The organism is Thauera terpenica 58Eu, from assembly GCF_000443165.1.
GTDB lineage: Bacteria > Pseudomonadota > Gammaproteobacteria > Burkholderiales > Rhodocyclaceae > Thauera > Thauera terpenica.
The window spans coordinates 83,016-104,279 of record NZ_ATJV01000001.1 but is presented as its reverse complement, the minus strand read 5'-3'; the positions used below and the strand labels follow the sequence as shown (position 1 = coordinate 104,279).

21 protein-coding genes and 1 tRNA gene are annotated in these 21,264 nt (G+C 65.3%); 16 read left to right on the top strand and 6 right to left on the bottom strand.

Translation table 11 applies throughout. The annotated features are described in order from the left end of the window. The first annotated feature begins 136 nt into the window (after window positions 1-136). The 3 genes from M622_RS40080 to M622_RS21255 all read left to right on the top strand — a co-directional run bounded on the left by M622_RS40080 (window position 137) and on the right by M622_RS21255 (window position 2,049). Entirely contained in the window at window positions 137-451 is a 315-nt protein-coding gene (locus tag M622_RS40080) for a lipopolysaccharide assembly protein LapA domain-containing protein (protein WP_021247558.1), read from the top strand. A gap of 9 nt (window positions 452-460) precedes the next feature. Continuing rightward, on the top strand, window positions 461-1,393 hold the full coding sequence (locus M622_RS21260) for a mechanosensitive ion channel family protein (protein WP_021247557.1): 933 nt from the start codon (window positions 461-463) through the stop codon (window positions 1,391-1,393). Window positions 1,394-1,593: 200 nt separating this feature from the next. Beyond that, window positions 1,594-2,049: an OsmC family protein gene (locus tag M622_RS21255; protein ID WP_021247556.1), complete on the top strand. Its 456-nt coding sequence runs from the start codon at window positions 1,594-1,596 to the stop codon at window positions 2,047-2,049. Here the strand turns inward: M622_RS21255 and M622_RS21250 are convergent. Continuing rightward, entirely contained in the window at window positions 2,039-3,127 is a 1,089-nt protein-coding gene (locus M622_RS21250; protein WP_021247555.1) for an AraC family transcriptional regulator, read from the bottom strand. The genes M622_RS21255 and M622_RS21250 overlap by 11 nt on opposite strands. Before the next feature lie 160 nt (window positions 3,128-3,287). Between M622_RS21250 and M622_RS21245 the strand changes: the two genes are divergently transcribed. From M622_RS21245 to M622_RS21190, 13 genes are all read left to right on the top strand, one after another. Next, window positions 3,288-4,469, top strand: coding sequence for an isovaleryl-CoA dehydrogenase (locus M622_RS21245; protein ID WP_021247554.1), 1,182 nt, complete (start codon window positions 3,288-3,290; stop codon window positions 4,467-4,469). 15 nt (window positions 4,470-4,484) lie between these two features. Next, entirely contained in the window at window positions 4,485-6,092 is a 1,608-nt protein-coding gene (locus M622_RS21240; RefSeq protein WP_021247553.1) for a carboxyl transferase domain-containing protein, read from the top strand. 17 nt (window positions 6,093-6,109) lie between these two features. After that, window positions 6,110-6,898, top strand: a complete 789-nt coding sequence (locus M622_RS21235; RefSeq protein ID WP_021247552.1) for an enoyl-CoA hydratase/isomerase family protein — start codon at window positions 6,110-6,112, stop codon at window positions 6,896-6,898. 136 nt (window positions 6,899-7,034) lie between these two features. Further along, on the top strand, window positions 7,035-9,047 hold the full coding sequence (locus M622_RS21230) for an acetyl/propionyl/methylcrotonyl-CoA carboxylase subunit alpha (protein WP_021247551.1): 2,013 nt from the start codon (window positions 7,035-7,037) through the stop codon (window positions 9,045-9,047). Between the two features lie 88 nt (window positions 9,048-9,135). Beyond that, window positions 9,136-10,818 carry an AMP-binding protein gene (locus M622_RS21225; RefSeq protein ID WP_031346008.1) on the top strand — a complete coding sequence of 561 codons (1,683 nt, stop codon included), beginning with the start codon at window positions 9,136-9,138 and terminating at the stop codon, window positions 10,816-10,818. 103 nt (window positions 10,819-10,921) lie between these two features. Continuing rightward, complete coding sequence (locus tag M622_RS21220) at window positions 10,922-11,869, top strand: hydroxymethylglutaryl-CoA lyase (protein WP_031346007.1); 948 nt, start codon at window positions 10,922-10,924, stop codon at window positions 11,867-11,869. 90 nt (window positions 11,870-11,959) lie between these two features. Further along, window positions 11,960-12,160, top strand: a complete 201-nt coding sequence (locus M622_RS39530; RefSeq protein ID WP_031346006.1) for a DUF1289 domain-containing protein — start codon at window positions 11,960-11,962, stop codon at window positions 12,158-12,160. Continuing rightward, window positions 12,157-12,390 (top strand): DUF1289 domain-containing protein, encoded by a 234-nt coding sequence (locus M622_RS21215; RefSeq protein WP_021247547.1) that lies wholly within the window; start codon window positions 12,157-12,159, stop codon window positions 12,388-12,390. The genes M622_RS39530 and M622_RS21215 overlap by 4 nt, the downstream gene beginning before the upstream one ends. Continuing rightward, window positions 12,387-13,307, top strand: coding sequence for an MBL fold metallo-hydrolase (locus tag M622_RS21210; protein ID WP_021247546.1), 921 nt, complete (start codon window positions 12,387-12,389; stop codon window positions 13,305-13,307). The genes M622_RS21215 and M622_RS21210 overlap by 4 nt, the downstream gene beginning before the upstream one ends. A 94-nt stretch (window positions 13,308-13,401) precedes the next feature. Continuing rightward, a complete protein-coding gene (locus tag M622_RS21205) occupies window positions 13,402-14,856 on the top strand; it encodes an alanine/glycine:cation symporter family protein (RefSeq protein ID WP_031346005.1) in 1,455 nt (484 codons plus the stop codon). Window positions 14,857-14,929: 73 nt separating this feature from the next. Next, window positions 14,930-15,829 carry an RNase adapter RapZ gene (gene rapZ / locus M622_RS21200; protein WP_031346004.1) on the top strand — a complete coding sequence of 300 codons (900 nt, stop codon included), beginning with the start codon at window positions 14,930-14,932 and terminating at the stop codon, window positions 15,827-15,829. Continuing rightward, window positions 15,826-16,215 (top strand): NusG domain II-containing protein, encoded by a 390-nt coding sequence (locus M622_RS21195; RefSeq protein ID WP_021247543.1) that lies wholly within the window; start codon window positions 15,826-15,828, stop codon window positions 16,213-16,215. The genes rapZ and M622_RS21195 overlap by 4 nt, the downstream gene beginning before the upstream one ends. After that, a complete protein-coding gene (locus M622_RS21190; protein WP_021247542.1) occupies window positions 16,196-16,759 on the top strand; it encodes a Gx transporter family protein in 564 nt (187 codons plus the stop codon). The genes M622_RS21195 and M622_RS21190 overlap by 20 nt, the downstream gene beginning before the upstream one ends. Window positions 16,760-16,977: 218 nt before the next feature. Here M622_RS21190 and M622_RS21185 read toward each other — a convergent pair whose 3' ends face one another. From M622_RS21185 to queC, 5 genes are all read right to left on the bottom strand, one after another. Then, window positions 16,978-17,859, bottom strand: a complete 882-nt coding sequence (locus M622_RS21185) for a dienelactone hydrolase family protein (RefSeq protein WP_021247541.1) — start codon at window positions 17,857-17,859, stop codon at window positions 16,978-16,980. A gap of 319 nt (window positions 17,860-18,178) precedes the next feature. Further along, complete coding sequence (gene infA, locus M622_RS21180) at window positions 18,179-18,439, bottom strand: translation initiation factor IF-1 (RefSeq protein ID WP_021247540.1); 261 nt, start codon at window positions 18,437-18,439, stop codon at window positions 18,179-18,181. 678 nt (window positions 18,440-19,117) lie between these two features. Continuing rightward, window positions 19,118-19,193: transfer RNA gene (locus M622_RS21175), tRNA-Lys, on the bottom strand. A gap of 122 nt (window positions 19,194-19,315) precedes the next feature. Beyond that, the gene (locus tag M622_RS21170) at window positions 19,316-20,422 is read right to left on the bottom strand and encodes a YeeE/YedE family protein (RefSeq protein ID WP_031346003.1); all 1,107 of its coding nucleotides are present in this window, start codon (window positions 20,420-20,422) and stop codon (window positions 19,316-19,318) included. 102 nt (window positions 20,423-20,524) lie between these two features. Beyond that, entirely contained in the window at window positions 20,525-21,217 is a 693-nt protein-coding gene (gene queC / locus M622_RS21165; RefSeq protein WP_021247538.1) for a 7-cyano-7-deazaguanine synthase QueC, read from the bottom strand. Window positions 21,218-21,264 lie beyond the last annotated feature (47 nt).

Genomic DNA, 21,264 nt, shown 5'->3' with positions numbered 1-21,264 from the left:
TGAGCTTCTGCGTAAATGTGTGATGCGCGCGCCGCGCCTGGCCGTCGTTGCGCAAGGACGCGATCGTGGCGGCGAGAGGTCTGCCGGTCTTTGGCGGGCGAGTGGGCCAAAAAATGACGATACGGAGACAATCAACATGCGTAACGTACTTCTTGCGATTCTTGCCGTGCTGGCGGTGGTATTCGGTCTGCAGAACATCCACCCGGTGTCGCTCACCTTCGTCGTGTGGACCCTCGACATCGCGCTCGCCTGGGCCCTGCTCGGCGCCCTCGTCCTCGGCCTGCTGCTCGGCACCGCGCTGATGCTGCCCGCGCGCATGCGCGCGACGCGCGAAGCCCGCAGCGCAAATCAGCGGATTTCCGAGCTCGAAGGCAATGCGGGGGCGCAAGTCGCAGCTCTACCCCAAGGGCATGATCGGAAGTCGCGTACCGCTGGTGCCGTGGGCGACTGAGCTTCAGGCATGGAAACGCTCGATCGCTACTGGGGGGTAATCAGGGCCTTCCTCACGCAGAGTTGGTTCACCATCGGTCAGACCGAGGTGACGCCGGAGCGCATCGTCGCCCTCGTTGTCTTGCTGCTCCTGTCCTGGTGGGGCGCGCTCGCCGTCGAGCGCGGCATCCAGCACATCTCCCGCAGCCGCGCCGGAAAATCGATGAGCGAGCCCGGCGTATACGCGCTCGGGCGCATCGTGCGCTACCTGATCTGGATCCTGGGCTCGATCATCGGTCTGAACTTCATCGGCTTCGACCTCGGCAGCCTGGCCTTGATGGGCGGCGCGATTGGCGTCGGTATCGGCTTCGGCATGCAGAGCATCTTCAGCAATCTGATTTCGGGCTTGGTCATCCTGCTCGAGAAGACACTCAAGATCGGTGATTTCGTCGACCTGCAGTCGGGGGTGATGGGGCGCGTGTCCGAGATCAACATGCGCTACACCCGCATCACCACCAACGATGCCGTCGACGTCATCGTGCCCAACTCCGAGTTCATCAACGGCCGTGTGGTGAACTGGACCTATGGTGAGCAGTACCGCCGCATGCATATCCCCTTTGGCGTCGCCTACGGCAGCGACAAGGACAGGGTGCGCGAGGCCGGCCTGGCTGCGGCCCGCAGCGTCGAGTTCACGGTCGAGGGGGGCACTCGCAGCGCCGAAGTGTGGCTGGTGTCGCTGGGCCAAAGCAGCCTCGACTTCCAGCTGGTTGTCTGGGTCGGGATCGTTGGCCTGCGCTCGCCCGGGCGCGTCACCGCCACCTACCTGTGGGCGTTGGAGACCGAACTGCGCAAGGCCGGCATCGAGATTCCCTTCCCGCAGCGTGATCTGCACATGCGCTCCGGGCGTATCGAGGTGCAGTTGCTGGAGCCCGTGGTGCCCTCTGCGGCAGGTGCTGTGAAGTAAGCGTCGGATGGCCTCGCAGGGCCAGGCGCGGCGCTTGTATCTGGCTGAGCCCGCGGTGTTGAACGCGTGCCTGAGCTTGGGCGAATGCGCTCGCGCATGAGGCGTTTTGCCCACTGCCGCTTTGCGCCTAAGATAGGACGCTTCTCCCATGGCGCGCCGCCATCTTCGGCGCGCCGGTTCAACATCAGCAAGGAGCTCTCATGTCCCAGCACCTCAGCAGGATCGAATGGCAGCGCGCGGCGCATCCGACCGAAGCCGACACCTTTTCACGTAATCATGCGGCGACACTCAACGGTGGGCAGACGGTGAAGCTGTCCTCGGCTGTGGACTACAAGGGTGACCCCGACGCGGCCGATCCCGAACAGATGTTGCTGACTGCGCTCGCAAGCTGCCACATGCTGACGTTTCTCGCCGTTGCCGAAGTCAAGGGTCTTCGCGTCGAGCGCTATGTCGACAATCCGGTCGCCCATCTCGAAAAGAACGCCGAAGGCCGCATGGCGGTCACCCGCATTGATTTGTCACCGCAGGTGAGCTTCTCTGGTGACAATCAGCCTGACGCCGAGGCGCTGGATAAACTTCACGCCAGCGCTCACCGCAACTGCTTCATCGCCCATTCGATCACTTCGAAGGTGACGGTCACGCCGGTCACGGCCTGAGTCCAGGCGTCAGTTGGTGTGCGGGCGGCTCGGGCTTGCCCGCCCTGAGAGCACTTGGCGCCATCCCTGTCCATTCCCGAAACGCCCGCGCAAAGCTCTTCTCACTGTCAAAGCCGACTGCTGCGGCCACCTGTTTCACCGGCTTGTCGGTCTGCAGTAGCAGCCCGACTGCCCGCTCACGTCGCACCTCGTTCTTCAAGCGCTGCAGCGATACACCTTCCTCCTTCAACTGCCGGTGCAGCGTGCGTACCGAGGTGTTGAGTTGGGCGGCGATGTCGTCTGCGGTGTGAGCGGCGGCAGGGTCAGCGGCGAGGAGCTGGCTGACGCTGTGCACGAGCAGGCGGTCGCGGCGGTATTGCAATACGGTGAGTGGCAGCGCGTGCTGCAACATGGTCTGCAGCGCCTTCTCGTCGCGGCGCACCGGCAGCGCCAGGTAGCGCGCGTCGAAGCTGATCGCCGCTGCCTGGGCGGAAAAGCGCGCCGGGCCGGCGAACAGGTAGGCGTAGGCCTCGGCGTGCGCCGGCGCAGGGAAGGGGAAGGCGGCCTCGGTGAGCGCGATGCGCGAATCGACCAGCCAGCAGGCGTAGCCCAGCAGGTAGCGCAGGGTGCTGACCAGGCAGAACTCGCGCAGCTCGCCCAGTGCGCGGTGTTCGATGACGCGAATCGTGGCGCTGGCGCGCTGTTGAAGACGCGGCGGGACGAGCTCGAACACGATGTCCTCGGTGAGCAGGCGGTGGTGGCGACACCAGCGCTTGAGCGCGACCTCCAGCGTCGGTGCGCTGAGCGAGGCCCGGCACAGCATGCCGTAGCTGCCCCACGGCAGGCGGCGAGAGAACCAGCCCAGCGCCTCGTCGTCGAGTGCCTGCATCGCCAGGCCCGACAACAACTCCATCTGCGCCGCGGTCACGCACGCTTGCGGATCGTCCAGCAGCGCTGGCGGGATCTGCGCCTGCGCCAGCGCGCTCGCCGGATCCATCCCGCGCAGGCGGTAGCCAAGGACGATCGCGCGGATGAAGGCGATCGGCGTGGCGGCGCGGCCACGGCTGAGTTCGGCGGCAGAGGGGGCGAGGATTTTCATGTGCCGCAATCCTAGTCCGCGTGGCACGAATTGCAACCCTGATGGCACGCACCGATCACGCTCTACGCTTAATCTGCATTCATCGTCGGGCATGCGCCGTCCATAATGGATCTGCGTTGCGAGCCCTCTGCGCCAGCACAACCTCAAGAAGGAGACACCCATGAACGTGCCCAGCCTGAACTTCAACCTCGGCGAGACCATCGACGCCCTGCGCGACACGCTGCAGGCCTTCTGTGCCGCGGAGATCGCGCCGCGCGCGGCGGAGATCGACCGCAGCAACGAATTCCCCGCGGACCTGTGGAAGAAGCTTGGCGATCTTGGCGTGCACGGGATGACGGTGGGTGAGGAGTACGGCGGCACCGACATGGGCTACCTCGCCCACATCGTGGCGATGGAAGAGATCTCGCGCGCCTCTGCTTCGGTGGGTCTGTCCTACGGCGCGCACTCCAATCTGTGCATCAACCAGATCCGTCGCAACGGCACCGAGGCGCAGAAGCAGAAGTATCTGCCCGGGTTGATCTCGGGCGATCAGGTCGGCGCGCTGGCAATGTCGGAACCCAATGCCGGCTCTGACGTGGTGTCGATGAAGCTGCGTGCCGACCGCAAGGGTGGGCACTTCGTGCTCAACGGCGCCAAGATGTGGATCACCAACGGCGGCGACGCCGACACTCTGGTGGTGTATGCCAAGACCGACATCAACGCCGGCGCCAAGGGCATCACCGCCTTCATCATCGAGAAGGGCATGAAGGGCTTTTCCCACGGCCCCCATCTGGACAAGCTGGGCATGCGCGGCTCCAACACCTTCCCGCTCTACTTCGACGACGTCGAAGTGCCGGTCGAGAACGTGCTCGGCGGTGAAGCCAACATCGGCCGCGGCGTGCAGGTGCTGATGTCGGGCCTGGACTACGAGCGTGCTGTGCTGTCGGGCGGCCCGCTGGGCATCATGGCCGCGTGCATGGATGTGGTCGTGCCCTATCTGCACGAGCGCAAGCAGTTCGACACCCCGATCGGCGAATTCCAGCTCATGCAGGGCAAGGTCGCCGACCTCTACTCCACCTGGTCGGCCTGCCGTGCCTATGCCTACGCCGTGGGCCAGGCTTGCGATCGTGCCGATCATGCGCGCTCGCTGCGCAAGGACGCGGCCGGCGTCATCCTCTACACAGCCGAAAAGGCCACCTGGATGGCGGGTGAAGCCATCCAGACCCTGGGCGGCGTGGGCTATACCAATGACTATGCAGCTGGCCGTTTGTGGCGTGACGCCAAGTTGTACGAGATCGGCGCCGGCACCAGCGAGATTCGTCGCATGCTGGTCGGCCGCGAGCTGTTCAGCGAAACCCGTTAAGCGGAGCGCCCCGACATGAGCGTGATCAAATCCAGCATCAACACCCGTAGCGAGGACTTCCAGTCCAACGCCGCGACCATGCGCGGCCTGGTCGATGACCTGCGCGCCAAGGCAGCTCAGATCAGCCTGGGCGGTGGCGAGGAGGCACGCGCCAAGCACAGCGCGCGCGGCAAGCTGCTGCCGCGCGACCGCGTCGGCCACCTGCTCGATCCCGGCACCGCTTTTCTCGAAGTGGGGCAGATGGCGGCCTATGGCATGTACGACGATGACGCGCCCGCAGCCGGCATCATCACCGGCATCGGCCGGGTGCAGGGTGTCGAGTGCATGATCGTGGCCAACGACGCCACGGTGAAGGGCGGCACCTACTACCCGATGACGGTCAAGAAGCACCTGCGTGCGCAGGAGATCGCCGAGCAGAACAACCTGCCCTGCATCTATCTGGTCGATTCGGGTGGCGCCTTCCTGCCCAAGCAGGAGGAGGTCTTCCCCGACCGTGACCACTTCGGCCGCATCTTCTACAACCAGGCCAACATGTCCGCCAAGGGCATCCCGCAGGTCGCGGTGGTGATGGGTTCGTGCACCGCGGGCGGCGCCTATGTGCCGGCGATGTCGGACGAGACGGTGATCGTCAAGAACCAGGGCACGATCTTCCTCGGTGGCCCGCCGCTGGTGAAGGCGGCCACCGGTGAGGTGGTCACTGCCGAGGACCTGGGCGGTGGCGACGTGCATACGCGCCTGTCGGGCGTGGCCGATCATCTGGCAGAGAATGACGCCCACGCGCTCTACATCGCACGCCGCATCGTCGCCAACCTCAACCACACCAAGCCGATCGCGCTCGCGTTGGGCCAGGGTGAAGAGCCGGCCTACGACCCGGAAGAGATCTACGGCATCATCCCCTCAGACACACGCAAACCCTTCGATGTGCGCGAAGTGATCGCGCGCGTGGTCGACGGTTCGCGCTTCGACGAGTTCAAGGCGCGCTACGGCGCCACCCTGGTGTGCGGCTTCGCCCAGCTCTACGGCTACCCGGTGGGCATCGTTGCCAACAACGGCATCCTGTTCGGCGAGTCGGCGCAGAAGGGCGCGCACTTCATCGAGCTGTGTGGCCAGCGCGGCATTCCGCTGCTCTTCCTGCAGAACATCACCGGTTTCATGGTCGGGCGCAAGTACGAGAACGCCGGCATTGCCAAGGACGGCGCCAAGATGGTGACCGCGGTCGCCACCGTGCAGGTGCCCAAGATCACCACCCTCATCGGTGGTTCCTTCGGCGCCGGCAACTATGGCATGTGCGGCCGCGCCTACTCGCCGCGCTTCCTGTGGATGTGGCCCAACTCGCGCATCAGCGTGATGGGCGGCGAACAGGCCGCGAGCGTGCTGTCCACCGTTCGTCGTGACGGCATCGAATCCAGGGGGGGGAGCTGGAGCGCGGAAGAGGAGGAGGCCTTCAAGGCGCCGATCCGCGACCGCTACGAACTCCAGGGTCATCCCTATTACGCCACCGCGCGCATGTGGGACGACGGCGTGGTCGATCCGGCGCAGACGCGCCGCATTCTCGGCCTGAGCCTGTCCGCGGCATTGAACGCCGCCATCCAGCCGACCAAGTTCGGCGTGTTCCGCATGTGATCGGAGGAGGACAGGACATGAGCTATGAAACCGTGGAAGTGCTGCGCGATGGCGGCGTGGCGACGCTGTGGATGAATCGTCCCGAGGTGCATAACGCCTTCAATGCGCAGCTGATCGCCGACCTCAGCGCGGCCTGCCGCGCGCTCGATGCCGACGCCAGCGTGCGCGTGGTGGTGCTGGCCGGGCGCGGCAAGAGCTTTTCCGCCGGTGCCGACCTCAACTGGATGAAAGCCGCCGGTGAGGCGGGCGAGGCCGAGAATTTTGCCGACGCGATGAAACTCGCCGGTATGCTGCGCACCCTGGCCGAGATGAGCAAGCCCACCATCGCCCGTGTGCACGGCGCGGCCCTGGGTGGCGGCATGGGCCTGGCTTCAGCCTGCGACATCTGCATCGCCGGTGAGCGCGCGCTGTTCGCGACCTCCGAAGTCAAGTTCGGCATCATCCCGTCGGCGATCAGCCCTTACGTCATTCGCGCCATCGGCGAACGCCAGGCCTATCGTTATTTCCAGACCGCCGAGCGCATCGATGCCAGGCGCGCGGCCGAACTCGGGCTGGCACACGAGGCGGTGGCCAGCGACGCGCTCGATGCCAAGGTGAAGGAAGTCGTCGACGCCTTGCTGCTAGGCGGCCCGAAGTCCCAGTCCGCGGCCAAGGAGCTCATCCGTGCCGTGGCCAATCGCCCGCTGAGCGACGCCGTGGTGGAAGACACTGCCCGCCGCATCGCCAGCCTGCGTGTCACGCCCGAAGCCAGGGAAGGCCTGGACGCCTTCCTCTCCAAGCGCCCGGCAGCATGGGTCGATAACTGAATTCCGCGGAGACGCTTCATGTTTGAAAAGATCCTCATTGCCAATCGCGGTGACCAGGCGCCTCGCGCCGCAGCGACGAAGTCACATCGCGTGGCATGCGCAGCATGCTCAGGCGATTTCACCGCGGAGAGTGACCATGTTTGAAAAAATTCTCATTGCCAATCGCGGTGAAATCGCCTGCCGCGTGATCAAGACTGCCCGTCGCATGGGCATCAGGACCGTGGCGGTGTATTCCGAGGCCGACGCCGGCGCCCGCCATGTACGCCTCGCCGACGAGGCGGTGCTGATCGGCCCCGCGGCGGCGCGCGAGAGCTATCTCGTCATCGACAGGATCATCGCCGCAGCCAAACAGACCGGCGCGCAGGCGATCCATCCTGGCTACGGCTTTCTGTCCGAGAACGAGGATTTCTGCCACGCCTGCGCGCGCGCAGGCATCGTCTTCATCGGCCCGCCGGTGGCAGCGATCCGTGCCATGGGCTCGAAGTCCGAGGCCAAGAAGCTGATGGAGGCGGCCGGCGTGCCGCTCACCCCCGGCTATCACGGCGACAATCAGGAGCCGAGCTTTCTGCACCAGCAGGCCGATGCGATCGGCTACCCGGTGCTGATCAAGGCCGCAGCCGGTGGCGGCGGCAAGGGCATGCGCCTGGTCGAGAAGTCGGCGGATTTCATCGACCTGCTCGCTTCCTGCAAGCGCGAGGCGAGCTCCAGCTTTGGCAACGATCACGTGCTGGTCGAGAAGTACATCACCAAGCCCCGTCACATCGAGATCCAGGTGTTCGGCGACACCCATGGCAAGGTGGTGTACCTGTTCGAGCGCGACTGCTCGGTGCAGCGCCGCCACCAGAAAGTGCTGGAAGAAGCGCCGGCTCCCGGCATGACCCCCGAGCGCCGCGCGGCCATGGGCAAGGCGGCGGTGGACGCGGCGCAGGCGGTGGGTTACGTCGGTGCGGGTACGGTGGAGTTCATCGCCAATCAGGATGGCTCCTTCTACTTCATGGAGATGAACACCCGCTTGCAGGTCGAGCACCCGGTGACCGAAATGATCACCGGCCTCGATCTGGTCGAATGGCAACTGCGCGTCGCCGCGGGCGACAAGCTGCCGCTGGCGCAGGAGCAATTGCAGATCCGCGGCCACGCGCTGGAAGCACGCATCTACGCTGAAGACCCGGCCAAGGGCTTCCTGCCTTCCACTGGAAAACTGATTCACCTCGCGCCGCCGGTGGAGAACCTGCATGTGCGCGTCGACACCGGGGTCGAGGAGGGCGACGAGATCAGTCCGCACTACGACCCCATGATCGCCAAGCTCATCGTGTGGGACATCAACCGCGAGCGCGCTCTGGCGCGCCTGTTGCAGGCGCTGGCGGATTACCGCGTGGTGGGGGTGTCGAACAACATCGATTTCCTCTCGCGTCTGGCAGCGTGTCCGGCCTTTTCCAGCGCGGATCTCGACACCGGCCTGATCGAGCGCGAAAAAGCCTACCTCTTCCCTGACGATGTCGGCGTGCCCGATGAAGTCCTGCACATCGCCGCGCTCGCCGAAGTGCTGCGCGAGACGGCGCTCGCCGACAAGCGTGCGGCGGGTGGCAGCGATGCGCGCTCACCCTGGCATGCGCGCGACGGCTGGCGCATGAACGCCACCGCGCGTCGCAGCCTGTTGTTCCGCCATGGCGAAAGCGAGCACGTGGTCGAGGTCGCGTATCTGCCTGGCGCTTATCGGCTGAGCATGGACGGGCGCAGCGTCGAGGCACGCGGCGAGCTCAACGCGCGCGGCCTGCTGCGGGTCGAACTCGACGGCACGCGCATGGACGCCAGTGTGATTGCCGCGGCCGGTCGCCGTCATGTCTTTGCCCGTGGTCGCGCCTGGCAGCTCGCTGCCGTCGACCCGCTGCACCACAGCGGTGCGGGCGGCGGTGCAGAAGGCGGCCTGCTGGCGCCGATGCCGGGCAAGGTCATCGCCCTGGTTGCTACCGTCGGTGTGCGCGTGGAGAAGGGTGCGGCGCTGCTGATCCTGGAGGCGATGAAGATGGAACACACCATCACTGCGCCCGCCGCAGGCAGGCTCAAGGCGTTCTGCTATGCGGTGGGAGATCAGGTCGGTGATGGCGCCGAGCTGGTCGAGTTCGAGGCTGAAACCGGCGCCGCAGCCTGAGCTGGGCGCAGCTTCAGAAAGGATGGATGAGGGCTGCAAGCCGGTCACGCCAATCGGCGCAGCCCCGCGTGGAGAGGAGACGCACACGATGAGCAGCATGCCGAGCTATGTGCACGGGGCCTCTGACAAGGCCTTGATTGGCCTGACCATAGGCCGCTTTTTTGATGAGGCCTGCGCGCGTCATGCCGGGCGTGAGGCTCTGGTGGTGCGTCACCAGGGGCTGCGCCTGAGCTACGCCGAATTACGCCAGCGCGTTGATGCGCTGGCCTGCGGCTTGATGCGACTGGGTCTTGCGCCTGGTGATCGCGTCGGCATCTGGTCGCAGAACAACGCCGAATGGGCGCTGACCCAGTTTGCCACCGCCAAGGCCGGGCTGACGCTGGTGAACATCAACCCGGCTTACCGTCGCTCCGAGCTCGAATACGCGCTCAACAAGGTGGGGTGCCGCGCGCTGATCCTGTCGCCGGCCTTCAAGAGCAGCAACTACCTGGAAATGCTTGCCGAACTGGCGCCGGAGCTGAGCCATTGCGAACCCGGTCTGCTGCGCAGCCATGCGCTGCCGACGCTGGAGTTCGTGATCCGCATGGGCAGCGAGGCTTCGCCAGGCATGCTCAATTTCGACGATCTGTGCGTCGCGCCGACGCGTGATGAGCTCACTGCGCTGGCGCTGCTGTCGACGCGGCTGCAGTTCGACGATCCGATCAACATCCAGTTCACCTCCGGCACCACCGGCCACCCCAAGGGCGCGACACTGTCGCACCACAACATTCTCAACAACGGCTACTTCGTCGCCGAAGCGATCAAGCTCGTGCCCGGCGACCGCCTCTGCATTCCGGTGCCGCTGTACCACTGCTTCGGCATGGTGATGGGCAACCTGGGTTGCCTGACCCACGGCGCCACCATGGTGTATCCCTCAGAAGCCTTCGAGCCGCTGGCGGTGCTGGAAGCCGTGGCTGAGGAGAAGTGCACCGCGCTGTATGGGGTGCCGACCATGTTCATCGCCGCGCTCGATCACCCGCGCTTCGCTGAATTCGACCTCGCCAGCCTGCGCACCGGCATCATGGCCGGCAGCCCATGCCCGATCGAGGTCATGAAGCGTGTCATCGACACGATGAACATGGCCGAAGTGACGATCGCCTACGGCATGACCGAGACTTCGCCGGTCAGCTTCCAGAGTGGCACTGATGACCCCATCGACCGCCGCGTGTCCACCGTCGGTCGCATCCAGCCTCATCTGGAAGTGAAGATCGTCGACACCGAAGGCCGTATCCTGCCGCGTGGCCAGACCGGCGAGCTGTGCACCCGCGGCTATTCGGTGATGCTCGGCTACTGGGGTGACGAGGCACGGACGAAGGAAGCGATCGATGGCGGACGCTGGATGCATACCGGCGACCTCGCCGTGATCGACGAGGAGGGTTTCTGCACCATCGTCGGCCGCATCAAGGACATGGTGATCCGCGGTGGAGAGAACATCTATCCACGCGAAATCGAGGAATTCCTCTATTCGCACCCCAAGGTGCTGGACGTGCAGGTGATCGGCATCCCGGACGAAAAGTACGGCGAAGAGCTGTGCGCCTGGATCATCCTGCGCGAGGAAGGCGCGCTCAATGAGGCGGACGTGCGCGCGTTCTGCCAGGGTCAGATCGCGCACTACAAGATTCCGCGCCACATTCGTTTCGTCGATAGTTTTCCGATGACGGTGACGGGCAAGATCCAGAAATTCCTCATCCGCAAGAAGATGAAGGAAGAACTCGGTCTTGATGAGGTGTGAACGGCCTGAGGTTTTCAGGTGCTTTGGGTAATCCTTGAGCGCGGCTGCAGAGGTCGATGCCGGCCCGCAGTCGCGCTCTCCATTTGCTAGGGAAGTCCTATCCATGACGTCAATGAGCCTGCCTGCATCCGTGCGTATCGTCGAGATGGGGCCGCGCGACGGGCTGCAGAATGAGAAGCGGTTGGTGCCGACCGACACCAAGGTCGAGCTCGTGCGTCGCCTCGAGGGTGCCGGCCTGAAGGCGATCGAGACCACCTCCTTCGTGTCGCCGAAGTGGGTGCCGCAGATGGGCGACAACAGCGAGGTGTTGAGCCGCGTGCTGGCACAAGCGGCTGCCGGCGTGGCCTATCCGGTGCTCACGCCCAACCTGAAGGGTTTCGAAGCCGCACTGGCGGCGGGTGCGACCGAGGTGGCGGTGTTCGGCGCCGCCTCCGAGTCCTTCAGCCAGAAGAACATCAACTGCTCGATCGCGGAGTCGCTCGAGCGCTTTCGTCCGCTCACCGAAGCGGCGCAGGCGGCCGGGGTCAAGGTGCGCGGCTACGTCTCGTGCGTGGTCGGCTGTCCCTACGAGGGCGCGGTCGCACCGCAGAAGGTGGCCGAGGTCGCGGCGACGCTGCTCGAGATGGGCTGCTACGAGGTTTCGCTGGGCGACACGATAGGCGTTGGTAATCCGGCCAGCATCAGTCGCATGCTCGAGGCGGTGATGAAGCGTGTGCCAGTCGCCAGAGTCGCCGGCCATTATCACGACACCTATGGCATGGCGGTGGCCAACGTCTTCGCCTCGCTGCAGATGGGGGTGGCGGTGTTCGACGCTGCGGTCGGCGGGCTGGGCGGCTGTCCCTATGCCGCCGGTGCCTCCGGGAACCTTGCCACCGAAGACCTGGTCTGGATGCTCGATGGGCTGGGCATGGCCACCGGCGTCGAGCTCGATGCGCTGGTCGATGTGGCAGCCTGGATCAGCGCCGAATTGGGGCGCGACCCGGCGTCGCGGGTGGCACGGGCCGTGCTGGCCAAGCGCGCACAGAGGGCCACGACGCCTGCGCAGCAATGAAGTCGGCGCCGATTCGTCCATAATCGGGCCATCTACCGATGGAGAGGGCGCGCATGGTCGCGCTCTCCGCAACCCGCAGAGACTGTCACCATGAGCATTCCTTCGCCCTGTATCAACATTTGCCACATGAGTGCGGACACCGGCTGGTGTGAAGGCTGCCAGCGCACGATCGCGGAGATCACGCGCTGGAGCACGACCACGGATGGCGACCGTCAGGCCATTCTCGCCGCTGTCAGCGAGCGCCGCGAGTTCCTGGGTGAGTCCGGCCAGGCCTTCGAGGTGCGTGCGTGAGCGCCGATGCACTGTGCGTCGGCGTGTGCATGATCGACTGGGAGGCGGGCGTGTGCCTGGGTTGTGGCCGCAGCACCGACGAGATCCACGCCGTGACGGCGGAGCCATCGTCCCCGGTGCCGACCGCGGCCGACGAACAGGGCGTGACCATGCCGGCCAAGGATCAGCCTGCAAGCATGCCGCCCAAGCGCCCAGCCCTGGGCGGAGGTGACGGGGGGTGTGGCAATTGAATGCCCGGCTGCGCCTGCCCGACAGCGTGCAGGTGTTGGAGCGTGGCTGGCTGTCGGCCAACAATGTGCTGCTGTTCGATGGTGCCGAGGCCGTGCTCGTCGATTCGGGCTACGTCTCGCACGCGGCGCAGACCGTGGCGCTGCTGCGTGCCGCGCTCGACGGTCGTCAGCTTGGTCGCCTCATCAATACCCATTCCCATTCCGACCACATCGGCGGCAACGCCAGCGTGCAGCGTGCGTTTGGCTGCAGCATCACGGTCCCGGCCGGCATGGAGCGCGCGGTGACGGACTGGGACGAGGCTGCCCTGTTGCTGTCCACCGCCGCCCAGGCGGGTGAGCGTTTCGCGGTCGATGCCACGCTCGCGCCCGGGGACCGTTTCGTCGCCGGTGAGCTCGAATGGCAGGCGATTGCCGCGCCCGGTCACGACATGGACGCACTGACCTACTACAACACCGAGCGCCGCATCCTGATCTCGGGCGATGCGCTGTGGCGTGACGGTTTCGGCATCCTCTTTGCCGACGTGCTCGGCACCGGCGATGGCATAGGCGAGGCCAGGCGCACGCTCGAAGCCATCGGTCGGCTGGCGGTGGACGCGGTCATTCCCGGTCACGGTGCACCGTTTGCCGAATTTGACGATGCGCTCGAACGGGCTTTCGCGCGCTTGCGCGCCTTCGAGGCCGACGGTGCGCGCATGGCCCGCAACGCCATTCGCGCCTGCGTCACGTTCAAGCTGCTCGAGGTGCGTCGCCTGGCGCTCGACGAGTTGCCGCGCTACCTCGATGAAACCCCGCTCTATCGTGAAGCCAACCGGCGCTTTCTGGGCATGGAGCCGAACGCCCTCGCCAGCTGGCTGGTGACTGAGCTCGAGCGTGCGGGTGTGGCGCGACGCGCCGAGCGCTGGCTCGATATCTGCTGAACCGGGCTTCGGGCCTGGCATAACAAGCCCGCTTTTCGATCGGCCCGCAACAAGCGGATACAATCCTGCTTTCCAGGGTTTCGAGCGCACGCGCATGCAAGCAGCAGTGGATTGGGTCAACGGCTGGGTGTGGAGCCCGGCGCTGGTTTATCTGTGCCTGGCCGTAGGCCTGTACTTTTCCATCCGCACCCGCTTCATGCAGCTCAGGCATATGGGTGGGATGCTGGGGCAGATGTTCCGCGGCAAAAGCTCGGCCGCGGGGGTGTCATCCTTTCAGGCGCTGACGATCGCGCTTTCCGGTCGTGTGGGCACCGGCAACATCGCCGGCGTGGCGACGGCGATCGGCTTCGGCGGTCCGGGGGCGGTGTTCTGGATGTGGATGGTGGCCTTTCTGGGCGCGGCCACCGCCTACGTCGAGTCCACGCTGGGCCAGATCTACAAGACCGAGCATCACGGCCTCTATCGTGGCGGGCCGGCCTATTACATAGAGAAGGGCCTGGGCTGGCGCCGCTATGCGCTGGTTTTTGCGCTGGCAACCCTGGTCGCCTGCGGTGTGCTGCTGCCGGGCGTGCAAACGAACAGTATCGCTGCGGCGATGGAGAACGCTTTTCATATTGCGCCCGCGGTCAGTGGCACGATCATCGTCATCCTGCTGGGCCTGATCATCTTCGGTGGGGTACGCCGCATCGCGCAGGTGACGCAGATCGTCGTGCCCTTCATGGCGCTGGGCTACATGCTGGCGGCCGCTGTGGTGGTGGTGCTCAATATCGAGCAGCTGCCGGGCGTGATCGTGCTCATCGTTTCGTCCGCGTTTGGTGCCGAGGCCGGCTTTGGCGCGATGATGGGGCTGGCCATCCAGTGGGGGGTGAAGCGCGGGGTGTATTCCAACGAGGCCGGGCAGGGCACCGGTCCGCATGCCGCGGCCGCAGCCGAGGTCAGCCATCCGGCCGCGCAAGGTCTGGTGCAGGCCTTCTCGGTGTATATCGACACCCTGTTCGTGTGCACCGCGACGGCCTTGATGATCCTCATCGCCGGCACCTACAACGTCACCGGCGCCGACGGTGCGCCGGTGTTCACCGGGCTGGCGAATATTTCGGCAGGCACCGGCTTCACTCAGGCGGCGATGGAGTCGGTGCTGCCGGGCTTTGGCGCCATGTTCGTCGCCGTGGCGCTGTTTTTCTTCGCCTTCACCACGGTGCTGGCCTATTACTACATCGCCGAGACCAACCTCGCCTACCTGACGCGTAATATCCGCGCCGATGGTCTCATGTTCGGCTTGCGCATCGCCTTGATCGGCTCCGCGCTCTATGGCTGCATACGGACCAGCGATCTGGCCTGGGGACTGGGCGATATTGGTGTCGGCGTCATGGCCTGGCTGAACATCTTCGCCGTTCTGGCACTGCGCAGACCCGCGCTGCTGGCACTGCGGGACTACGAAGCCCAGCAGGCGAAGGGGCGGCTGCAGCCGGACTTCGATCCGCGCCCCTTGGGGATAGAAAACGCCGCCTGGTGGGTCGAACGCGCACAAGGTCGCAAACGACGCGCTTAGGAATGGCTTGATATCGGCCAGCGTTCAACCGGTACGCGCTTGAGTGCGTGCCGCTTTTCATTGCAGGGGAATGATGCAGATCGTACTTATCAGCGGCCTGTCTGGCTCGGGCAAGAGCATCGCACTCAACGTGCTGGAGGATTCCGGCTATTACGTGGTCGATAACCTGCCAGCCGCCCTGTTGCCGCAGTTGGTGACTCACCTGCGTGGCGCGGGCTGGATGCGGGTGGCGGTGGCGGTGGACATGAGGTCGGGCGCCAGCATTGCGGCCCTGCCCAGTCAGGTGAACCTGCTGCGTGACATGGCGCGTGACCTGCGTGTCATCTTTCTCGATGCGCGTGACGATGCCTTGATTGCGCGCTTCTCGGAAACGCGTCGCCGACATCCACTGGCCTCGGCCGGCGTGTCGCTCGAGGAGGCGATCCAGCGCGAGCGCGAGGCTCTGGCCGGCATCGCCGAACTGGGGCATCGCATCGACACCAGTGATCTGCATCCGAACACGCTGCGAACCTGGGTGAAGGATTTCATTCAGGTCGAAGCGAGCGCGGGCTTGACCCTGATGTTCCAGTCCTTTGGCTTCAAGTACGGAATCCCGCTCGACGCTGACCTGGTGTTTGATGTGCGCTGTCTGCCCAACCCCTACTACGATCCGCGCTTGCGGTCGCTGACGGGGCGTGACGAACCGGTGATCGAGTTCTTGCGCAAGACCCCCGAGGTGACGCGCATGGCCGAAGATATCCGCAAGTTCATCGCCAACTGGCTGCCCGCCTACGTGCGCGACAATCGCAGCTATCTTACCGTGGCCATCGGCTGTACCGGTGGCCAGCACCGTTCCGTGTATCTGGCGGAGTGGCTGGCCGGGCGTTTCCGTGATCAGGTCAGCGTCATCGTTCGCCACCGCTCGGCGGCGCGGCGCGCTGCCGACCGCGAAGCGGCGCTGGCGCATGTGGCAGCGCCTGAGCAGACGCAGTGAGCTTTCCGCTCGCCGCCTGGCGTGCCCTGATACGGCCGGGTGACGTGCTGGTGGCGCTTGCCGGCCTCGCGCTATGTGTTCATGCGTTCGTCAGCCTGTGGCAAGGTGGCCGGCCCGAGACCGCGCTTGTGCGCGCCGGCGGCAAGCTTGTCGCGGAGCTGGATCTGGCGCTGCCTCAGGAGTTTGATGTGCGCGGACCGCTGGGCATGACGCGCATCGAGATCCAGCCCGGGCGCGCGCGCGTGGCGACCGACCCTGGGCCGCGCCAGTATTGCGTACGCCAGGGCTGGCTGACCCAGGCCGGTGCGGTTGCCATCTGCGCGCCCAATCAGGTCAGCCTGAGCCTGAGCGGGCGCGGGGCGGATTATGACTCGCTCAACTATTGAGCTGGTTCCCACCGCCAAGGACCGCCGCATCGCGCGTCACGCGGCGGCGGCGATCGTGCTCACGGTTGCCGAGGCGGCGATTCCCCTCCCTCTGCCGGGCTTGAAGCCGGGGCTGGCAAATATCGTCACCTTGATCGTGCTGGCGCGTTGGGGCTGGCGTGAAGCGGTGTGGGTGGCCTTGTTGCGAGTGTTGGCCGCCAGCCTGTTGCTGGGGCAGTTCCTGGCGCCCGGTTTCTTCCTGAGCCTGTCTGGCGCGCTCGCCAGCCTGTTGGTGCTGGGCCTGGCGATGCATTTGCCGCGGCGCTGGTTCGGGCCCGTCAGTCACAGCATCCTGGCCGCCTTCGCCCACATCGGCGCCCAGTTGGTGGTGGCGCGGTTGTGGCTGGTGCCGCATGACGGTGTGTTCTATCTGCTGCCGGTGTTTGCGCTGGCGGCGGTGGTGTTCGGCATCGTCAATGGTCTGGTCGCGGCACGTTTATTACAGGAATTGCATGCGCCGGGCGGGGCTGCGGTGCCGCCGGCTGCTCCGCTCCCGGAACGCTGAGCGCTGGCGCGCGTCCAAGCTCGCACCTCGAGAGTCAGGGCAGGGACGGAGGCGCGCATGAAGAGGACGGGATGGTGGAGGTTCTTGTCCGCGGTGTTCGCGGCCCTGTGTGGCCTCGCCTTCGGCTGGGTGGCTGGCGCCGGTGTGGCGCGCGCCGCGGCGGACCACGGCGCGACCCCAGCCAGCGCCGACTGTGCGATCACCGCTTGCGCGCTTGCTCAGACGTGGGTGGAGAACCATTCCAGCAGACGCTTCCAGCCATCTTCGGCGGCGTCCTTGCGGAAGCTCGGACGATAGTCAGCGTGGAAGGCGTGTGGGGCGTCGGGGTAGACGATGATCTGGCTCGGCTTGTTGGCCGCTTTCAAGGCCTCACGCATGGCCTCGACGTCGTCGAGCGGAATGCCCTGGTCCTGTCCGCCGTAAAGGCCAAGCACGGGCGCAGTGAGCTCGGCGGCGATGTCGAGCGGCTGCGTGGGCTGCTGTTCGGAAGGGGCACCGTCGAGGCGGCCGTACCAGGCGACTCCGGCCTTCAGCTCCGGTCGGTGCGCCGCATACAGCCAGGTGATGCGCCCACCCCAGCAAAAGCCGGTGATGGCCAGGCGCGCAGCATCGCCGCCACGCGTCGCGGCCCAGTCCACACAGGCGTCGAGGTCAGTCATCACTTGCGCGTCCGTTACCTTCGAGACGATGGCGGTCAGGATGTCGGCCACGTTTTCGAGCTTGGTCGGGTCGCCCTGGCGGAAGAACAGCTCGGGCGCGATCGCCAGATAGCCCTGTTTGGCCAGCCGCCGGCAGACATCGCGGATGTGCTCATGGACACCGAAGATCTCCTGCACCACCAGCACGATGGGTAACTTGTCGCCCTTCGCCGGGCGGGCGAAGTACACCGGTAGCACGTCGCCTCCCACGCTCACCGTGGCATTGCCAAGCTCGAGTCCGGTGCCGTCGGTGGTGATGACGGTGCTGGCGTGTACGGGTTGGACCGCAAGGGCGAAGCCCGCGGCGGCGAGGGTGGTCACAAAGCCGCGGCGATCCATTCCTGTGCCCGGTAGCAGGCTGTCAAATTCGGCGGTGGAGGTTTTGCTGTCAGGTGCGCTCATGTCTTTCTCCGTTGGGTTTCGCTGTTGGTCGCGATCGTGGGCACGGTGTGTCGCGCGGTAGAGCCTGGCTTGGCAGCGACATTCCGGGCGGAGCTCAGTGTGATGAAGTCTTTCGACAGGCCCATTGTGACAAAAATGGGCGCGAAGTGAAGACGCGCAATGGGGTGTGCTGCAAGGGGGCGCGCTGCAAGCGTGACTGAGGTGTCGGCAGAAGGCCACTGTTGCGCACAATGAAAAATCCCCGCACGGCCACATGGCCTGCGGGGATTCGGGTGCTCAGCTGCGGTGCCCGCGTGCAATGATGCAGGCGCGGCAGGGTTCAGCGCCGGCGCGGTGGCGGCGGCGAGCCAGCGGGGCGGCCGGGCAGGTGGCGGAAGGTGATGCGGCCCTTGCTCAGGTCGTAAGGTGACATCTCGAGTGAGACGTTGTCACCGGCGATGATGCGGATGTGGTGCTTGCGCATCTTGCCGCCGGAGTAGGCGATGAGGTTGTGACCGTTATCAAGCGTGACGCGATAACGGCCGTCGGGCAGGACCTCGGTAACCGATCCATGCATTTCGATGAGTTCTTCTTTGGCCATGTTCAGGCTCCTTGTCATTGTGCCAGCGCAGGCCCGTGGGGTGCGGCAGCGTTTTGTACGCATCCGCCTGGGCGAGCATCAGGTCGGGTCGCTGCGCCTTGGGCGCAGCAAGCTACCCGGCCCGGTCGGCGATAAGCTCGCAGACCGCGCGGAAATTGGAAAGATTGCACGTCCGGGCACCAGGGCACGGGCGTGTGCGGCGCGTTGGATGCACCTTGGGCGCGCTGCGTCGTTGCGGTCCAAGACGCCTGCAAAGCGCAAAGGATCGCGTCAGCCTGCAGCGCCATGGCGCCACAGGAGGGTGTCTCGGACAAAACCGGGCGTGCCTGCAAAAGGGACGCTGGACGACACGGCAAGTTGTTTCGGCGAAGGTGAAATCATTTCACTGGCGCCACGGCGTCATCCAGGCCAGGGGCAGGCAAAACGATCATCGGCATGACGTCTCAGACCCGGTTGAGCCGGGCGAAAGCTGTTTTTGCCAATCTTCAGAACTCGGCATCATACCTTCTGCAGCGCGTGCCTGTCCAATGTGACGTCGACAGTGCCGCCCGCCGGAACTCATGAGCGCGGCGTGGATTGCAGGCGTGGTGAGCGTACTTCGATACTGATCATCAGTCCGTCGTGACGCATGCGCAAAAAGAAAATGCCTCAGCCGAAGCTGAGGCATTTTCTTGATTTTGGTAGGCCGTGCGGGATTCGAACCTGCGACCAACGGATTAAAAGTCCGCTGCTCTACCAGCTGAGCTAACGACCCAAAAGCGAGGGCAAATTCTAGGAGATGTGGGCACGCACGTCAAGGATAAATTCGACAGGATAAATTCGGCAGGATAAATTCGGCTGAGGTCAGTCCGCGTGCTTGCTCCAGCCTGGTCCGTCTCAGGCTTCGCGCATCATCAGCCAGAACTGAAGCTTCAGCGTGAGCGCGGCGCCGACGATGATGGCCGCTGTGGTGATGATCGATCCGAGGGCCAGCGTGGACAAGCCGGTAATGCCCTGGCCGATCGAGCAGCCGAGTGCGGTGACACCGCCGAAACCCATCAGGATGCCGCCCGCCATATGGCGAACGAGATCGCCTGAGTCGCGAAAGCCTTCGATGCGAAAGCTCCGCGAGAGCACGGCATGGACTGCGGCGCCTGCGATCACGCCCAAGGCGCTGGCGATGCCGAAGGTGACGATGCGGCTCGTGTCGCTCCACAGCATGAGCAACTCCAGTGTGTACGCGAAAGGTGCGACGAAGGTGAGTGACTCAGCCCGCCCGCTGTTGGTGGCGATGAAGGCTTCCTCAAGGGTTTCGGGATGCTCGGCCACGTAGCCGACATGACCCGATACATACCAGGCGGCGGCGACCGTGGCACCGATGAGGGCTCCGCCAAGCAGCACGTCGGCTCGCCATGCGTCGCGCTTCAAGAGTACCCACAGCAGCAGGCCACCACCGATGATGGCGGCGCCCAGCATGAGCGCGGTGCTGGGCGGGAGGCCGCTGGCCGTGAGGAAGGCGGGAAGGTCCTGGCTGTGGGGCAGGTCGGTCGCAACGCTGTCGAGGAAGCGCACGCGCCAGACCGCAAACAGGCCGCGCAGCGTCATGTAGGCGCTGATGCCGAGGAAGGCGAACACCACCAGCGACTTGAGGTTGCCACCGCCGATGCGGATCAGGGTCTTGCTGCCGCAACCGGACGCGAGCGTCATGCCGATGCCGAAGCTGAGCCCGCCAACGAGGTGCGACAGCCACAGCAGCTTGCTGCTGGTGTAGATCGATTTGGAGACCTCAAGCAGCCCGAGCAGTTGAAGCGCGCTTGTGCCCAGAATGGCCACCGCAATGGCCATCGCCCACATGCGCATGCGGTTCCAGTCGCCCATGGCGACGATGTCGGACACTGCACCCATGGTGCAGAAGCTGGTGCGATTGGCGACGAGTCCAAACACCGCGCCGACTGCAAACGCAAGCCAGGCGATGGTGGAGGCGGAGACGAGGGTTTCTTCCATGATGCGTTCAGCGTCCAGGGGGTCGGCCATTCTAGGGCAAAAGACCGGCGGGGTTGAGTCATGGGGACTGCACCAGCCGTGCTCGCAGGCTGCGGGGGCGCGTCAGACGCTGCGCTGCACGTAGGGCGTGGGGTCAGGCACAGCCGCCGCGGTAAAGCCCGCTACGCGCAGGCGACAGGCTTCGCAGCAGCCGCAGGCACGACCGGCGTCATCGGCCTGGTAGCAGGTGACGGTGAGGCCGTAGTCGACGCCGAGTTCGATGCCGCGGCGAATGATCTCGCCCTTGCTGAGCTTGATCAGCGGCGCGTGGATGCGCAGGCGCGCGCCCTCGACCCCCACCTTGGTCGCCAGATTGGCCATGGTCTCGAAGGCCTGGATGAACTCGGGACGGCAGTCCGGATAGCCTGAATAGTCCACCGCATTGACGCCGACGAAGATGTCGTTGGCGCCCAGAACCTCAGCCCAGGCCAGCGCAATGGAGAGCATCACCGTATTGCGGGCCGGCACGTAAGTGACCGGAATGCCGGTGTTGCCCTCGTTTTCCGGTACGGCAATGGCCGCGTCAGTCAGTGCCGAGCCACCAAACTCGCCCAGATTGACGCGGGCCAGGCGATGCTCGCGCGCACCCAAGGCCTGCGCCACGCGCAAGGAGGCGGTGAGCTCGGCGGCATGACGCTGCCCGTAGGCGATGGAGAGCGCGTAGGTTTCGAAGCCCATCTCACGTGCGATGGCGAGACAGGTGGCGGAGTCGAGGCCGCCCGAGAGCAGGACGACGGCACGTTTGGCTGGGGTCATCGGTTAGTCATTCCAGGTGAGGCGTGAAACCGCTCAGGCGCAGGCGC

Coding starts and splice junctions, on each gene's coding strand:
- M622_RS40080 (WP_021247558.1), top strand. CDS start 137: ATGCGTAACGTACTTCTTGCGATTCTTGCCGTGCTGGCGGTGGTATTC.
- M622_RS21260 (WP_021247557.1), top strand. CDS start 461: ATGGAAACGCTCGATCGCTACTGGGGGGTAATCAGGGCCTTCCTCACG.
- M622_RS21255 (WP_021247556.1), top strand. CDS start 1,594: ATGTCCCAGCACCTCAGCAGGATCGAATGGCAGCGCGCGGCGCATCCG.
- M622_RS21250 (WP_021247555.1), bottom strand. CDS start 3,127: ATGAAAATCCTCGCCCCCTCTGCCGCCGAACTCAGCCGTGGCCGCGCC.
- M622_RS21245 (WP_021247554.1), top strand. CDS start 3,288: ATGAACGTGCCCAGCCTGAACTTCAACCTCGGCGAGACCATCGACGCC.
- M622_RS21240 (WP_021247553.1), top strand. CDS start 4,485: ATGAGCGTGATCAAATCCAGCATCAACACCCGTAGCGAGGACTTCCAG.
- M622_RS21235 (WP_021247552.1), top strand. CDS start 6,110: ATGAGCTATGAAACCGTGGAAGTGCTGCGCGATGGCGGCGTGGCGACG.
- M622_RS21230 (WP_021247551.1), top strand. CDS start 7,035: ATGTTTGAAAAAATTCTCATTGCCAATCGCGGTGAAATCGCCTGCCGC.
- M622_RS21225 (WP_031346008.1), top strand. CDS start 9,136: ATGAGCAGCATGCCGAGCTATGTGCACGGGGCCTCTGACAAGGCCTTG.
- M622_RS21220 (WP_031346007.1), top strand. CDS start 10,922: ATGACGTCAATGAGCCTGCCTGCATCCGTGCGTATCGTCGAGATGGGG.
- M622_RS39530 (WP_031346006.1), top strand. CDS start 11,960: ATGAGCATTCCTTCGCCCTGTATCAACATTTGCCACATGAGTGCGGAC.
- M622_RS21205 (WP_031346005.1), top strand. CDS start 13,402: ATGCAAGCAGCAGTGGATTGGGTCAACGGCTGGGTGTGGAGCCCGGCG.
- rapZ (WP_031346004.1), top strand. CDS start 14,930: ATGCAGATCGTACTTATCAGCGGCCTGTCTGGCTCGGGCAAGAGCATC.
- M622_RS21190 (WP_021247542.1), top strand. CDS start 16,196: ATGACTCGCTCAACTATTGAGCTGGTTCCCACCGCCAAGGACCGCCGC.
- M622_RS21185 (WP_021247541.1), bottom strand. CDS start 17,859: ATGAGCGCACCTGACAGCAAAACCTCCACCGCCGAATTTGACAGCCTG.
- infA (WP_021247540.1), bottom strand. CDS start 18,439: ATGGCCAAAGAAGAACTCATCGAAATGCATGGATCGGTTACCGAGGTC.
- M622_RS21170 (WP_031346003.1), bottom strand. CDS start 20,422: ATGGAAGAAACCCTCGTCTCCGCCTCCACCATCGCCTGGCTTGCGTTT.
- queC (WP_021247538.1), bottom strand. CDS start 21,217: ATGACCCCAGCCAAACGTGCCGTCGTCCTGCTCTCGGGCGGCCTCGAC.